Here is a 15,614-nt window from a genome sequence, read left to right as displayed (position 1 = left end):
ATAAAATAGACAAACTATGAGTTCATTTGACGTAGTCATTATAGGTTCAGGTCCTGGCGGATATGTATCAGCAATTCGTTGCGCACAATTGGGATTTAAAACTGCAATTGTAGAAAAGTATAACTCTTTAGGTGGAACTTGCCTTAACGTAGGTTGTATTCCTTCAAAAGCATTATTATCGTCTTCTCATCATTATGCGGAAATTGCACATTTTGCAGATCACGGAATCGAAGTTTCAGGTGATGTGAAAATCAATTTAGAGAAAATGATCGCGCGCAAGCAAGCTGTTGTTGATCAAACTGCAGGTGGAGTTAACTACTTAATGGATAAAAATAAAGTTACTGTTTTTAATGGTTTAGGTTCTTTCGTAGATGCAACACACATTGCTGTGACAAAAGCTGACGGAACATCTGAAACTATTGAAGCAAAATATACTATAATTGCTACAGGTTCAAAACCATCTTCTTTACCTTTCATTAAAATTGATAAAGAAAGAATCATCACTTCTACTGAGGCTTTGGCTTTAAAAGAAGTTCCAAAACACTTAGTAATTATTGGTGGTGGAGTAATCGGAATTGAGCTTGGACAAGTTTACCTTCGTTTAGGTGCTCAGGTTTCTGTAGTAGAATTCATGGACAGAATCATTCCGGGAATGGATAGTTCTTTGTCTAAAGAATTGACTAAAGTATTGAAAAAACAAGGAATGAAATTCTACGTTTCTCATAAAGTAAAATCAGTAGAAAGAAACGGTGATGCTGTTGTGGTTCAGGCTGAAAATGCAAAAGGAGAAACAATTACTTTAGAAGGAGATTATTCATTAGTTTCTGTTGGACGTCGTCCGTATACTGACGGATTGAACGCTGACAAAGCAGGAGTTAAAATTTCTGACAGAGGACAAGTAGAAGTAAACGATCATTTACAAACTAACGTTCCAAATATCTACGCTATCGGTGACGTTGTTCGTGGAGCAATGTTGGCACACAAAGCAGAAGAAGAAGGAACTATGGTTGCTGAAATCTTAGCGGGTCAAAAACCGCATATTGATTACAACTTAATTCCGGGTGTTGTATACACTTGGCCGGAAGTTGCAGCAGTTGGACAAACTGAAGAGCAATTGAAAGCTGCAGGAGTTAAATACAAATCAGGAAGCTTCCCATTCAAAGCTTTAGGACGTGCAAGAGCAAGTGCTGACTTAGATGGATTCGTAAAAATCCTTGCTGATGAAAAAACAGACGAGGTTTTAGGTGTTCACATGATTGGAGCCCGTACAGCAGATTTAATCGCTGAAGCTGTTACAGCTATGGAATTTAAAGCTTCTGCTGAAGATATCTCAAGAATGAGCCATGCGCATCCAACTTTTGCTGAAGCAATAAAAGAAGCGGCTTTGGCAGCTACTGATAACAGAGCATTACACGTATAATTTACGTAAAATATATCTTAAAAGCCCGTCAGAATTATTTCTGACGGGTTTTTTATTGCTTTAGTATGGTGAAAATATAATACGTTTCTTTATTTTTTAAATAGACATTATAAGTTCCATTCTCTTCTTTATACAAATGGTATAAATATTTGTCGCCTTTAATGCTTAGATTTTTTCGTGACAGATTATTACTTTCAATAAATTCCAGTTCAAATTCGCAGCTGCCTTTCTTTTTGTAATGCAATTTTGAGAATGTACCATCATTAAAATTTTCTGTCCATAAATGATCGCTTAAAGTCACTTCTACTTTAGCGCCGCTATTTTCTATGTAATAATATTTTGAAGATTCATCAAAATGATTGCATTCCTCTCTGGATATTTCATCAAGAGGCTTTTCATTCTGCATGGACCAACTGCTTTTCTCGGATTCGTTTGGAAAAAGAGCTACAAATTCGTTACAGTTTTTATGTAACCTGAAAAATAACTGCTCAAACACTCTTCTTTGAACAATACTATCCTTAAATTTTGTCAGGTAAGGAGTGATATGAGAATTATTGATTGTATTAATTCTGATTTCATTGTCTAAAGCCTGATTTTGAACCAATGATTTACAGATTTCAGTCGTTAGCGAATCTATAGATTTTATAGATTGCGATCTGGAAAAATGAATAAACAATAATAAGAAGGCGAGTAAATATTTTTTCATGTAAAATGGAAATTTTCATCAAATATAATTGTTTAGTAAAAGTATTCGGAGAATTGAATTTTATTCTTGTAATATTTGAGTCTAAAAATGAAAAAGTTCAGAAAAAATTTCGTAAATTAGAGGTATGATTCTGAGGTTGTATTTGCAGGTGTTCATGGTTTAATTGTTTGATAATTAGGCTTGTAGTTTTATTTTTGCAGAAGTCGAAAAATGGTAGAGATACTTTGTTTTGAGAGCACTGAAGAATTCAAAAAAAAGGTAGTTTTGAACTGCTAAATTTTTTAGTAAATAAATTAAAGTTGTCAGAGCAGATTCTAAATGACGGTTGTTACTATTTTTTTAAGTAGTAATATAGAGATAAAGGTAAATAACAGGGGCTATAATGTCATAAAAGACGAGTGAGAGGAAAGTATCGGGAAAAGCCAGCTTTGTCAGAAAAGATAATATTGGTATGCTTAAGCTCTCATTTTTTGGTCCTTTTTATTCTGATTGTAAAGCAAAATAGTGTAAGTATTAAAAAAAGCAAACCCGACAGGTTTTTAAATCTGTCGGGTTTGCTTTTTAAATCTAAAGTGAAAAATTGATTATCTGGTGAAAACGCTTTTGTAATTATCCCAATATCTGTAAATTAAGAACAAGTTGCCCAGGAATAGTAATACAGCAAGCGGCAATCCTTGTGGTGCCAGAAAGTAGTTGATAAACAAAATGTTCACCGTAATGGGTAAGATCAGTATATTGGCTAGTGTTACATATCGTCCTGTTACAAACGCAATTCCGCAAAGTAGTTCGATTGATTTTGCTAATGGCAATAAATATGTTGAGGCAACAAGTCCCATATTAAAAGCTTTAAAATCACCGGTAGTTTCTGGTTCCGGAGCCAGTTTGAAGAAAAAACTAAGAGAAGCGAATAATAACAAAAGGCCAATTAAAACACGGACAATAATGGTAGCAATTTTCATAATATTTAAGATTTTTAATGGGTTAAAAAAGTCTAATTTATTTTTGGAAAACGTTATAATCTGAACTCACCAATGATAAAAAGTAATTTTCATGACTTTTATATTGAGAATTTGACAGTCATTGTCGTTCTATTTTGAGATAAATAGAATGCTATATCAAATATAACGATTTTTTCCTTATGAAATTGTTGTTTTTTAACACTTTTCTTATTTCTTAAAGTATTTTTTGTAAAGGAAAAATCCTCCAAAACCAATCAAAAGAAATGGCCACAAATTAATTAGAAAAACAAAGATCGTTTCAAGAATGTACCAGCCATTTTTTAGCGAATCGATGATTTGAATTCCCAGATTAGGTTTGTAAGCATCGCTGTCTTTTTCACCGGCTATTATCTCCTGTTTTATCGTTTCGTTTTGATAGAGCTGTAAAGTTATAGTACTGAATTTGATTTGATCCTCTAAGGATAAATTCTCAATAATGCTGTTATCATTGGCTTCTTTCTGGTTCGCCAGCGCATTTTCGGCTTCCATAACATCATTAATTTTTTTGCCTTTAGCATCAATTGCTTTTTCGACCCTTTTTTGTGTAACAGCGTTTCTTTTTTGTGAAAGCTGATTAGATAACAACTTCAATGAAACATCATCGGCTTTGATAAGTCTGAAGTCCAGAAAATCAATTTGTTTGGCTATGATTTTAATAACAGTATCGAGCTGTGTATTGGGAACACGGATTGTAATGTCGTTTTGTACCGTATATTTAGTGGTTTCAAGTGTGCTGTCGGGACTGATTTTGGTTTTAACCTGATCACGAATGGTGCTTTGTAAGCTGGTGTAGGTTACAAAACCTCCAAATTTCTGAGTGGTGTTTTCAATTGCATAAGTAGATTTAACGACATTTTTTACCTTGAATTTAATATCGGCAGTGCGAATGAATTTTTGCTTACTGTCTTTTTTTTCCACTGCTGCCGATGAAGAAACTGCAGTGCTGTCTGTTGCTGTTTGTGGATCTGTAAGGGATTCTGATGTAGCGGGATCGAATTTTTTGCAGGAAAAGAATAAGATGATAAGTACTAAGGAAGTCAATCCAAGGTTGGCAATTGTTTTCATAAAGTTTTTTAGATTTAATTGGTTGAGTAATAATTTAGAGAATCCGTTTTTCAGGAGGAGACTAGAAAGATTCTTATCGATTTTTTGGTATAACGAATTCAATCTGTGTTAGTCTTTACTGGCTGTGTTTTTTAGAAGTGTATTTTATCAATAGGCAAAAAAGGTTTGAGTATTCTTGTTAATTCGATATACTAAAAAGTGTGCCAATATTTTTTGTTTAATATTTTATTGAAGGATTTTTTTTGTTGTAATTTTGAGGCCTAAAATTTACCTATTTTTGAGAGTTACCATTTACAAAGACATTTCAGATCCAGAGCATTTTAAACAGCAGCTTTTAAGCTGGTCACAACAATTTCGAGAGGTAGTTTTTTTGGATAGTAATTCGTATCCACAGGAATATTCAAGCTTTGATTTTGTTTTGGCAGTGGATGCTTTTACCTCTTTAAAAACAGATTTTCATAATGCTTTTGAAGATCTGAAACAATATCAGCAAACGACTAAAGACTGGCTTTTTGGATATCTTTCCTATGATTTAAAAAATGATACGGAAAACCTCGCATCATTAAATTTTGACGGTTTAGATTTTCCGGATTTGTTTTTCTTTCAGCCTAAAAAGATATTCATAGTAAAAGAGAATAAACTTGAGATACAATATTTATTGCTTTGCGATGATGAGTTGGAAGAGGACTATGAAGAAATCGTTAATAGTGAATATGATGCCTTTGAAACGGTTAGCGCGATTGAAGTCAAACAACGTATTTCAAAAGAAGCTTATGTTGAAAAAGTCAACAAAATGCTGGAGCACATTCATGTAGGTGATATGTATGAAGCTAATTTTTGTATGGAATTTTTTGCTGAGAATACCGAAATTAATCCTTTGGAGAAATTCCGGAAATTAGACGCAATATCACAAGCTCCGTTTGCGGTATTTTTTAAAAATCATAAACAATATTTGCTATCAGCTTCCCCGGAGCGGTACCTGAAAAAGGTTGGTGAAACTTTAATTTCTCAACCGATAAAAGGAACTTCAAAACGATTTTCAGATCCGGTTGAAGACGAAAAATCAAAGCAATTTTTAGCATCAGATCCTAAAGAACGTGCTGAGAATATTATGATTACCGATTTGGTACGAAATGATTTGTCGCATACGGCACAGAAAGGTTCTGTAGAAGTAACGGAACTTTGTAAAATTTACTCATTTTTGCAGGTGCATCAAATGATTTCAACCATCACTTCAAAAATAGATCCGCAGTATTCACCAATAGATGTTTTAAGAACCACTTTTCCAATGGGAAGCATGACGGGAGCACCAAAAATTTCGGTCATGAAGATTATTGAAAATGTGGAAGAAACCAAACGAGGTCTGTACAGTGGTGCTGTAGGTTATTTTACACCTGAAGGTGATTTCGATTTTAACGTGGTGATAAGAAGTATCTTGTACAATCAGGAAAATAAATATATATCGTTTTCAGTTGGAAGTGCGATTACTTCCCAATCAATCCCCGAAAAAGAGTACGAAGAATGTCTGTTAAAGGCAAAAGCAATGCACGAAGTTTTGCAATAACCAATATATTTTCGATTGATGATTTGCATGTGGGAATGTTAAAATAAATAAAATTCGTACAATTTTATTTGTAGTTTGCAAATACAGTGTAAATTCGTACAATTTTAAGATTAAAAAAACTTTCTCTATTATATTGAATTAAATTTTTACATTTATAAATGCTTTTAAAATTTCAAAATCATCTCGCTGTAAGATTTCCATTTCTGGAGGATAAAAAGCTGTTTCTGGCAGTAAGCGGAGGATTGGATAGCATGGTTTTGCTGCATCTGTTTCAGCAATTACCGTTTGAGATCGCCGTTTTGCACTGTAATTTTCAATTGCGTGGATTAGAAAGTTTTGGAGATCAGGATTTTATTCAAAAGTACTGTGACGAGAATGGTATTTCGATTTTTAGTACTCAATTTGATACAAAGGCTTTTGCCAAAGATTATAAATTATCCACTCAGGTTGCAGCTCGGGAACTGCGTTACAACTGGTTTTACGAACTTCTGGAAACCAAAAATTTCGACTATATTTTAACGGCACATCATGCCGACGACAATCTCGAAACTTTCATAATCAATCTAACCCGAGGGACAGGATTAGACGGATTGATTGGGATTCCGGAGCAAAATGATAAAATTGTTCGTCCGCTTTTACCTTTTTCCAGAGCCGAAATTTTAGAATATGCAAAGCAAAACAATGTACTATGGCGGGAAGACAGCAGTAATGCGTCAAATAAATACCTTCGAAATAAAATTCGCCATGATCTTGTTCCGATCTTGAAAGAAATTAATCCAAATTTTTTAAATGCCTTTCAAAAAACGCAAGAGTATTTGCAGGAATCACAAGAAATGGTTGAGGATGCTTCGATCATGATTTACCAGCAAGTAGCGAAAGAAGAGGGAGAAGATATTCACTTTGACTTGAATCAGCTTAAGAAATTACCCAATTACAAATCGTATTTGTATCAGTGGTTAAATGAATTTGGTTTCGTGGCCTGGAATGATATTTATGATTTGGCAGAGGGACAATCCGGTAAACAGGTTTTTTCGGCTGGTTTTCGATTGTTGAAAAACAGAGATACTTTGATTTTGAGCCCCATTTCTGAATTAGAAGAAAATGAAGTATTCGAAATTGGAGCAGAGGAGAAAGACGTTAATTTTCCCTTAAAATTAAGGCTTTGTCAGGTAGACGACATTACAATAGATTCAAATAAAGCTATATTTGTGGACGCTGAAAAAATCCGTTTTCCACTTATCTTACGTAAATGGAAGGAGGGAGATGTTTTTCATCCTTTTGGAATGAATGGGAAATCTAAAAAGCTAAGCAAACTTTTTAAGGATGAAAAATTATCGCTTATTGAAAAGGAAAAAATTTGGATTTTATGCTCAGATAATCAGATTGTGTGGGTTATCGGAATCAGACAGGATGAACGCTTTAAAATCGAGAATACAACAAACGAAATAATTAAAATAGAATTATTATAATGAACCCTAACTACTACCATCAAACGATAACGTCGAAAAATGTCTGGAATAAATCCATTGTTTTTTTACTGTTTTTCTTTTTGCATTTGCAAAAGGGAACGCTCAAATTCTCGAACCGGTAAAATGGACTTCAAAAATTGAAAAGAAAGCCGGAAATAATGCTGTTTTGATTTTTGACGGAACAATTGAAAAAGAGTGGCACATGTATTCGCAGTTTACGCCGGAAGGAGGACCGCTTGCTTTAGAGATTACCTTTAAAAATCAGAAAGGAAATTACAATTTGGTTGGAAAGGCTAAAGAAGGAAAAACCAAAACAGCTTTTAATGATGTTTTTGGTGTAAATGAAACTTTCTTTGAAGGCAAAGCACATATCGAACAGGAAATCACCATTATCAATCCGAACTTAAAAACGGTTGAGGTTGATTTTGACTTTCAAGTTTGTAAAGAAGTTTGTATCAATTCCAGTAAAAAGTTTTCTATTGCGATTCCATCAAATTTTAAAATGGATGCTGTTGCGGCAGTATCTGAATCTAAATTAGATGAAACAAAAGTGGAGGGGATAGCAGTTGATACAGTAAAAAAAGTAGTCGCTTCAGCAGTAGAGCAAGTTATAAAAACAGATAAGGCTTTGGCAGAAACAAGTGAAGAAATTCCAGCGTCGACGCCTTCAAGAAGTTTATGGTCGATCTTTTTTATCGCTTTTATTTCAGGATTTGCAGCTTTGTTGACTCCTTGTGTTTTCCCGATGATCCCAATGACGGTAAGTTTTTTTACCAAACAAAGTAAAAGCAGGGCAAAAGGAATAAGAAATGCAATCATTTATGGGTTTTCTATTATTGCTATTTACGTAATATTAGGATTGATTGTAACCAAAATTTTTGGGGCGGATGCGTTGAATGCACTGTCTACGGATGTTTGGTTTAACCTGATTTTCTTTGTGATCCTGATCATTTTTGCTACTTCATTTTTGGGAGCTTTCGAAATTATGCTGCCAAATTCATGGGCAAATAAAGCAGATCAGCAAGCCGACAGAGGAGGTTTAATTGGTATATTGTTTATGGCTCTAGCTTTGGCTATTGTGTCGTTTTCATGTACCGGACCGATTGTTGGAACCTTATTAGTCGAAGCTGCTTCAAATGGTGGAATTGCTCCAATTGTTGGAATGTTAGGATTCTCATTAGCATTGGCGTTACCATTTATGTTCTTTGCTATGTTCCCGGGCTGGTTGAATTCGTTGCCAAAATCCGGTGGATGGTTAAATACGGTAAAAGTAGTTTTAGGATTTTTAGAATTGGCTTTAGCGTTTAAATTTTTATCAAATGCTGATTTGGTACTTCAGTTGCATTTTCTGGAAAGAGAAGTATTCATCGCTATCTGGATCGCTATTTTTGCAGCTCTGACCTTATATTTATTCGGAAAAATTACATTGCCTCACGATAGTCCTCTAAATCATATTTCGGTTGGAAGATTGTATTTAGGATTACTTACTTTAGTGTTCACGGTTTATTTAATTCCGGGACTTTGGGGAGCGCCATTAAAATTAATCAGTGCATTCCCGCCACCACCGCAATATAGCGAAAGTCCGTTTGGAGTAGGGGGATCTGCAAATTCAAATAGCGGTAGTACTGAAACCGTTTCGGGTTTACCGGAAGGAGCGGAGTTAGGACCTCATGGCATCATGGTTTTTCATGATTATGAAGATGGTTTAACATATGCAAAATCAATCAATAAACCAATCATGCTTGACTTTACAGGTTATGCCTGTGTGAATTGCAGAAAAATGGAAAACAACGTATGGTCAGAACCAATGATTTTACCGATCCTGAAGAATGAGGTGGTTTTGATTTCTCTTTATGTGGATGATAAACGTGACTTGCCAAAAGAAGAGCAGTATGTTACGGCAAAAGGAGATAAAATCGAAACGGTGGGAGATAAATGGACTGATTTTATGATTTCAAAATATAAAACCAATACACAGCCACTATATGTGATTACAGATTTGGAAGGGAAGAATTTAAACCCTTCAAAACCTACTATTAGTTATGTAGGCGCAGAAGAATATTTGCAATGGCTGAAAGAAGGAATTTCTAATTTTAAGTAGTTTTTTTCTAGAACATAGAGAATAGAGTAAAGAATATAGAGTAAAGAATATAGAGTAAAGGGTACAATTTAAAATCTACAATCTAAAGTCTAAAGTCTACAATCTACAATAAACAAAGGGTTGAAATTAATTCAAAACAAAAATCCCTCTAAGGTCAGACTTAGAGGGATTTTTTATGGGCAAAGGCGGAAATTTGTTTTTATAAGAATTCCCCGTGTTGAGAAATATCTAATCCTAATTCTTCTTTTTCTTCAGTAACTCTTAGTGGGGTAATTTTGTTTACGACAAAGAATAAAGCATAAGAACCTACAAAAGCAAAGATAGAAACGATTACCAAAGCAGTTAATTGATTGATAAATAATGTTGGAGTTCCAAAAATTAAACCTTGATTGTCTCCAACAGCGGGGTTGATTGCTTTCGAGGCAAAAACACCGGTTAACAGCATTCCTACCATACCACCAACACCATGACAGGCGAAAACGTCTAGCGCATCATCGATTTTTCCTTTAGGGAATTTGCTTACTACCAGATTACTAACAATGGCAGAGAATGCACCAATGAAAATAGCATGAGAGATGCTCACAAAACCTGCGGCAGGAGTAATGGCAACCAGTCCTACAACTGCTCCTATACAAGCGCCCAGAGCTGATAATTTGTGTCCTAAGATTTTATCCAGGAAAACCCAGGCCATAGCAGCAGCTGCGGCAGCAACAGTTGTAGTTCCTAAAGCCTGAACAGCTAATCCGTTAGCTCCTAATGCAGAGCCGGCATTGAAGCCAAACCATCCAAACCATAACAAACCTGTTCCCAGTAAAACGTAAGTAATTCTGGCCGGATTTACTTTTTGAACTTTTCTTTTTCCTAAGAATATTGCTCCTGCTAAAGCGGCCCATCCGGCACTCATGTGCACTACTGTTCCTCCTGCGAAATCTAACACTCCCATTTTAAAGAATACTCCGTCTGGATGCCATGTCATATGTGCTAAAGGAGAATAGATGATTAGGATAAATAAAACCATAAATAACAAATAAGCCCAAAAACGTACACGTTCTGCAAATGCACCAGTGATTAATGCAGGTGTAATAATGGCGAATTTTGCCTGAAACAATGCGAATAACATAAAAGGTATTGTTGGGGCAAGGCTCCAGGCAGTGCTGGTACCTACATTCTGAAAGAATAAATTAGAAGTTGGGTTTCCAATGATTCCGCCAATCGTAGGGCCAAATGCTAATCCGAAAGCGACAATAACCCATAAGATTGTAACAATTACCATTGCCATAAAACTTTGCAGCATGGTACTAATAACGTTTTTCTTACCTACCATTCCTCCGTAGAAAAATCCTAATCCGGGTGTCATAAGCAAAACAAAAGCAGTGGCTACGATCATCCAGGCTGTGTCTCCTGTGTCAAACTTTACAGCTTCTGCCGGAATTGGGTTATCGGATAATATAAAGTTGGATAAAAAGGTGAGTACTAAAATCGTGATAAGAATCACACTTAAAATAATTTTTCGCATAGTTATTTAGTTTTAAATTTTTTATAAATGTATAAAATCAAGTGATAACCATGTAAAAAATAGGGGTGAGTGCTTTATTTTTATTAATTTTTTATTTTGACCCCCTGTGTTTTATGTCAATTGAATAATATTAACTTTAAATTTATGATTTGGTAAAAATGGTTTGTGTTTTTGTTGGTTTATTAACTAAAAAATAGTGTTTTACAGAGGTATTTTTGATATTTTTTTAAATTAATATCCGATTAATTCACTTTGTTGTTGTGAATTGTAAATAAAAAAGGCGTCAGATGAATTTTTCAAATGACGCCTTTTATTATAAAATACTATTGCTTATTTCTGATTGAACTTTGCTTTGAATTTATCATTCAGTTTGGTTTGAAAAGTTTCTAAGTTAATCTTTCTTCCCTGGATGAAAGCAGTTGTTAGCTTATTCGTTCTCATATCAAGTGCATCACCTTCAGAGATAAATAAAGTAGCATCTTTACCTGTTTCCAAAGTACCACAAGTGGTATCAATACCTAATAATTTTGCTGTGTTTGAAGTGATAAGCTGTAACGCTTTTTCTCTGTCTAAGCCATATGCTGCACAGGTTCCTGCTAAAAACGGCAGGTTTCTTACACTCATACGCTCGTGATCACCACTGTTTTCAAGGCCTACCACGATACCTTTATCGGTAAGTATTTTGGCCATTTTATAAGGTAGATTTACATCTTCGTCATCACTTGTTGGCATGTCATGCACGCGTCTTAAGAATACACCAACATTATATTTTTGCAATACATCAGCAGCTTTATAAGCTTCAAAACCTCCTACAACAACTATTTTCTTGATCTGATTGCTTGCCGCTAACTGAATAGCATCAACGATTTGTTTTTCTTCATCAGCATGGATGTATAGCGTCTGCGTTCCATCAAAAAGCCCTTTTGTAGCTTCAAAAACAATGTTTCTTTCTTTTGAAGCAGCCTGATTGTAAGCTTTTGCATTACCCCAGAACGCTGCGATTTCCTCCACTTGTTTTGGATAGTCTTTGTTGGCTTCAATAACTCCCGGTTCGAACCATGATCCGGATCTTCTGAAATTAGAAGGGAAATCAAGATGAATTCCGTCATTCTCCTTTATAATGGCATCTTTCCAGCTCCAGGCATCTAATTGCACCACAGAAGAAGTTCCGGAAATTCTACCCCCGCGAGGAGTGATCTGAGCCATTAAAATCCCATTCGGACGAACAGTTTCTACCACTTTCGATTCAGAATTGTAGGCGATAATACTTCTTACGTTTGGATTAAAAGTTCCAATTTCTTCCTGATCGTCTGACGATTTCACGGCATCAATTTCTACTAAACCTAATGTTGCATTAGCCACGATAAATCCCGGGTAAATGTGTTTTCCGCTGGCGTCAATGGTTGTGTCATACGCATCGGCAGCAAGTCTTACGGTCGTTGCATCTGCTACCAGGGTTAATTTTCCGTCTTTAAATCCAACGGCACTGTTTTGAATAACACTTCCGTTACCTAAATGTGCAGTAGCATTTAAAATCAAAACCGATTTGGTTTGTTGAGGTGCCGGTATTTGCTGTGCTTTTATTTGCAATGATGCACAAAAGGCAAGCAGACCTATATATATGTTTTTATTAATCATGTTATCTGTTTTTATCTTTATGAATTTTATAAAGCCGTTATTATTGTTCTAAAGTATCACAGTGATATTCTTTCTTCTCTTTCTTAGTTGGTGGCTGTGTGCTCATTCCTTTGTTTTTTTCCTGCAACATCTGCCCAATCAATAAACTTCTTTCTTTAGAAATAGCTTGTTGTTTTTCAGCATCTTTTTCAAGGTCAAAATACACTACACCTTCAATCATTGTTTTTTCGACTTTAGCATAAATAGACAACGGATTTTCGCTCCATAATACAACGTCAGCATCTTTACCTACTTTTACACTTCCTACCTTATCGTCAATGTGTAATAATTTGGCAGGGTTTAAGGTTACAAATTTCCACGCCTCTTCTTCAGAGATGTTTCCGTATTTTACCGCTTTTGCAGCCTCCTGATTCAATCTTCTTGACATTTCGGCATCATCTGAGTTGTAGGCAACCACTAGTCCCTGATTGTGCATAATTGGTCCGTTAAACGGAATCGCGTCATTTACTTCAAATTTATAAGCCCACCAGTCAGAGAATGTAGAAGCTCCAACACCGTGTTCTTTCATTTTATCAGCAACTTTATATCCTTCCAGAATGTGCGTAAAAGTATTCACTTTGAAATTGAACTTCTCTGTAACATTCATCAGCATTAAAATCTCAGATTCTACATAAGAGTGACAGGTAATAAAACGCTCTTTGTTTAGAATTTCAGCTATCGTTTGCATTTCTAAATCAACTCTTGGCGCTTTTCCTTTTTTAGAACCAGCGTTGAATTTTTTCCAGCTTTCATCGTATTCTTTTGCACGTTGAAAATAATCAGTGAAAACCTGTTCAACTCCCATTCTGGTTTGTGGAAAACGGGTAGGATTATCAATTCCCCAATTCGCTTGTTTTACGTTTTCTCCCAAAGCAAATTTGATAAACTTTGGTTGGTTTTTGTACAACATTTCCTCTGGTGCAGCACCCCATTTCCATTTTACGATGGCAGAACGTCCTCCGATTGGGTTTGCAGATCCGTGTAATAATTGCGAAGTGGTTACACCTCCTGCTAAGTCTCTGTAGATATTGATGTCTTCAGAGTTTACAACATCCTGAATCGTAACTTCGGCAGTCGAGTTATGTCCCATCTCGTTCACCCCTTTTGAAATGGCGATGTGGGAATGTTCGTCAATAATTCCGCTCGTGATATGTTTCCCTTTAGCATCAATAACTGTAGCAGAAGCATCTGAAAGATTTTTACCTACAGCAGCAATTTTTCCGTTTTTAATTAAAACGTCAGTTTCAGTTAGAATACCTTCCTTTTCGTTGGTCCAAACCGTAGCATTTTTGAATAGTAAAGTTTGAGCAGTTAGTCTTTTTGAGTCACCGAAAGCAATATTTGGATAAGTTGTCGGGATAATAGGATTTAATTTTTCAACTTTAGTTGAATCTTTTACCGCTACAAACGGACTTGTTCTAGTAGCAGTCCAAAACAATTCAGTTCCGTTTCCTAAAACCGCTTTTCCGGATAAGTTTTCCGGTTTCTCGATCAATCCGGTCAAACGTGAAAAATTTGATTTGATTGAATCGGTTGGTTTAATTAAAAGAGAGATCCAGTTTTTAGAAACAGCAAAAGTACTGCTCACTTTCTTTGCATCTGCAGTTGTAATTTCAGATTTTGGGGCATCAACTGTTCCTTCGATTTTCCATTTGTAGGTATCTTTTCCAACCGTTAAGTCGTAGTTACCACGAATGTCTTTTGCGTTAACATCGTTCACAACGTATTTCGTTCCCTGAACCCAGTTTTCGTATAAAACCGTTTTTTCGTCAAAAATTTCACCTGAAGTAATGATGAAGTTGGCAAAAGCACCAGTTTTCAAACTTCCTACTTCATTACTTTTTCCTAAAATAGCTGCGGGAACTGTGGTTAGAGCTTCCAGAGCTTTTGTTTTATCAAAACCATATTTAATGGCTTTTAGTAGATTAGTTTTAAAATCTTCGGTCTTTTTTAATTTGTCTGTTGTTAAAGCAAAAACAACTCCATTATCCGAAAGAACTTTTAAGTTGGTAGGTGCCTGGTTCCAGAAACGCATATCGGCCAATTCGATTTGATTGGATAAATAAGGGTTAGAAACATCATACGCTTCAGGGAAACTGATTGGGATGATGTATTTGGCATTGGTACCTTTAATTTCTTCAATTCTTTCAAACTCATTTCCGCTCCCTTTCAGAACATAGTTTAATCCAAATTCTTTGGCAATTTTCGCAGCTCTTAAACTGTTTAATTTGTCTTCTGTAGCAAAAATCTGAACCAGTTTTTCGTTATCAGCTAAAGCCTCTAATGATAAATCTTTAGTTTCTGAATTTCCTTTTTTGTACCAGTCTAAGTCCAGGTACATTTGGCGTAACAAAGCCGTCATACCCATTAACGAACTTGGATAAGCCTGATTGGTCAAAGCACTTCTTGTAAAAGCAAAATGGTTGGTTACTTTATTTGCAATAATTTGTTTGCTATTTTCGGTGTTGTTCAGCGCTACTAAAATTCCGGTTCCCTGAGCAACTCCATCAGCAATATGGGTTCCTACTACTCCAAAACCGGCTTTTAGTAATTCCTCAGCTTTCGGCTGATCGTATTTAAAAGTCTCATAAGTATTTACTTCCGGACGAACACTTTCGTTCCAGTAGTAGCCTACTTTTTTAGTGTCGTATAAAGGGCTGCGGTCACGTCCACGTCCGGCAGGGGCTTTAGGTTTTTCAACCCCAAAGCTGGTGTAGATATCAATAAACGAAGGATAGATAGTTTTTCCTGCAAGATCAATAGCAACGCTATTTTTAGGAATGGTGATGTTATTTCCAACACCAACCACTTTGCCATCTTGAATGAGTAAAGTTCCTTTTTCGATTTTTTGTGTTGGGGTTACATAAATCGTGGCATTGGTAAAAACAGTGTAATTGTTGTTTTTGTTGTGGACACTTTCATTAACGGGAAAGTAATCTTGAGCGTACGTTTTTGTTAAAAAAACACTCAAAAACAGTAGTAGTAGTTTTCTTTTCATGGATAATTAATAAAATTTTCATTAAAAATAGGAAATATTAATATTTGAGCAAGTTTTAATGAAAATTAATTTTTTATATTCCGCGTTAAGTACCAAAAAC

General features: G+C 35.4%; 10 protein-coding genes. 4 read left to right on the top strand and 6 right to left on the bottom strand.

Translation table 11 applies throughout. The features are described 5' to 3' along the window. The first annotated feature begins 16 nt into the window (after window positions 1-16). Window positions 17-1,420 (top strand): dihydrolipoyl dehydrogenase, encoded by a 1,404-nt coding sequence (gene lpdA, locus C245_RS0104995; RefSeq protein WP_017495487.1) that lies wholly within the window; start codon window positions 17-19, stop codon window positions 1,418-1,420. A 52-nt stretch (window positions 1,421-1,472) separates the two neighbouring features. On the opposite strand, the gene C245_RS0104990 is transcribed toward lpdA, so the two are convergent. From C245_RS0104990 to C245_RS0104975, 3 genes are all read right to left on the bottom strand, one after another. Next, complete coding sequence (locus tag C245_RS0104990) at window positions 1,473-2,126, bottom strand: hypothetical protein (protein WP_017495486.1); 654 nt, start codon at window positions 2,124-2,126, stop codon at window positions 1,473-1,475. Between the two features lie 584 nt (window positions 2,127-2,710). After that, a complete protein-coding gene (locus C245_RS0104980) occupies window positions 2,711-3,085 on the bottom strand; it encodes a DoxX family membrane protein (protein ID WP_017495484.1) in 375 nt (124 codons plus the stop codon). Between the two features lie 207 nt (window positions 3,086-3,292). Next, complete coding sequence (locus C245_RS0104975; protein ID WP_017495483.1) at window positions 3,293-4,189, bottom strand: DUF4349 domain-containing protein; 897 nt, start codon at window positions 4,187-4,189, stop codon at window positions 3,293-3,295. Window positions 4,190-4,466: 277 nt separating this feature from the next. Here C245_RS0104975 and C245_RS0104970 point away from each other — a divergent pair, with 277 nt between their 5' ends. The 3 genes from C245_RS0104970 to C245_RS0104960 all read left to right on the top strand — a co-directional run bounded on the left by C245_RS0104970 (window position 4,467) and on the right by C245_RS0104960 (window position 9,323). After that, window positions 4,467-5,753, top strand: coding sequence for an anthranilate synthase component I family protein (locus C245_RS0104970; RefSeq protein WP_017495482.1), 1,287 nt, complete (start codon window positions 4,467-4,469; stop codon window positions 5,751-5,753). 158 nt (window positions 5,754-5,911) lie between these two features. After that, complete coding sequence (tilS, locus tag C245_RS0104965; RefSeq protein ID WP_017495481.1) at window positions 5,912-7,222, top strand: tRNA lysidine(34) synthetase TilS; 1,311 nt, start codon at window positions 5,912-5,914, stop codon at window positions 7,220-7,222. 202 nt (window positions 7,223-7,424) lie between these two features. Continuing rightward, the gene (locus C245_RS0104960) at window positions 7,425-9,323 is read left to right on the top strand and encodes a protein-disulfide reductase DsbD family protein (RefSeq protein ID WP_369770009.1); all 1,899 of its coding nucleotides are present in this window, start codon (window positions 7,425-7,427) and stop codon (window positions 9,321-9,323) included. Window positions 9,324-9,522: 199 nt separating this feature from the next. On the opposite strand, the gene C245_RS0104955 is transcribed toward C245_RS0104960, so the two are convergent. From C245_RS0104955 to C245_RS0104945, 3 genes are all read right to left on the bottom strand, one after another. Continuing rightward, a complete protein-coding gene (locus tag C245_RS0104955) occupies window positions 9,523-10,839 on the bottom strand; it encodes an ammonium transporter (protein WP_017495479.1) in 1,317 nt (438 codons plus the stop codon). 330 nt (window positions 10,840-11,169) lie between these two features. Further along, window positions 11,170-12,477, bottom strand: coding sequence for an amidohydrolase family protein (locus C245_RS0104950; RefSeq protein WP_017495478.1), 1,308 nt, complete (start codon window positions 12,475-12,477; stop codon window positions 11,170-11,172). 40 nt (window positions 12,478-12,517) lie between these two features. Then, window positions 12,518-15,514, bottom strand: coding sequence for an amidohydrolase family protein (locus tag C245_RS0104945; RefSeq protein WP_017495477.1), 2,997 nt, complete (start codon window positions 15,512-15,514; stop codon window positions 12,518-12,520). Between the last annotated feature and the right edge of the window lie 100 nt (window positions 15,515-15,614).

It is taken from the genome of Flavobacterium sp. WG21, assembly GCF_000335775.1.
In the GTDB taxonomy this organism is placed as follows: Bacteria; Bacteroidota; Bacteroidia; order Flavobacteriales; family Flavobacteriaceae; genus Flavobacterium; species Flavobacterium tructae.
The sequence above is the reverse complement of the archived record's forward strand: the minus strand, read 5'-3'. Positions and strand labels throughout refer to the sequence as shown.

Excerpts from the sequence above, each read along its gene's own strand:
- lpdA (WP_017495487.1), top strand. The coding sequence starts at position 17 with ATGAGTTCATTTGACGTAGTCATTATAGGTTCAGGTCCTGGCGGATAT.
- C245_RS0104980 (WP_017495484.1), bottom strand. The coding sequence starts at position 3,085 with ATGAAAATTGCTACCATTATTGTCCGTGTTTTAATTGGCCTTTTGTTA.
- C245_RS0104950 (WP_017495478.1), bottom strand. The coding sequence starts at position 12,477 with ATGATTAATAAAAACATATATATAGGTCTGCTTGCCTTTTGTGCATCA.
- C245_RS0104975 (WP_017495483.1), bottom strand. The coding sequence starts at position 4,189 with ATGAAAACAATTGCCAACCTTGGATTGACTTCCTTAGTACTTATCATC.
- C245_RS0104945 (WP_017495477.1), bottom strand. The coding sequence starts at position 15,514 with ATGAAAAGAAAACTACTACTACTGTTTTTGAGTGTTTTTTTAACAAAA.
- tilS (WP_017495481.1), top strand. The coding sequence starts at position 5,912 with ATGCTTTTAAAATTTCAAAATCATCTCGCTGTAAGATTTCCATTTCTG.
- C245_RS0104955 (WP_017495479.1), bottom strand. The coding sequence starts at position 10,839 with ATGCGAAAAATTATTTTAAGTGTGATTCTTATCACGATTTTAGTACTC.
- C245_RS0104990 (WP_017495486.1), bottom strand. The coding sequence starts at position 2,126 with ATGAAAAAATATTTACTCGCCTTCTTATTATTGTTTATTCATTTTTCC.
- C245_RS0104960 (WP_369770009.1), top strand. The coding sequence starts at position 7,425 with ATGTATTCGCAGTTTACGCCGGAAGGAGGACCGCTTGCTTTAGAGATT.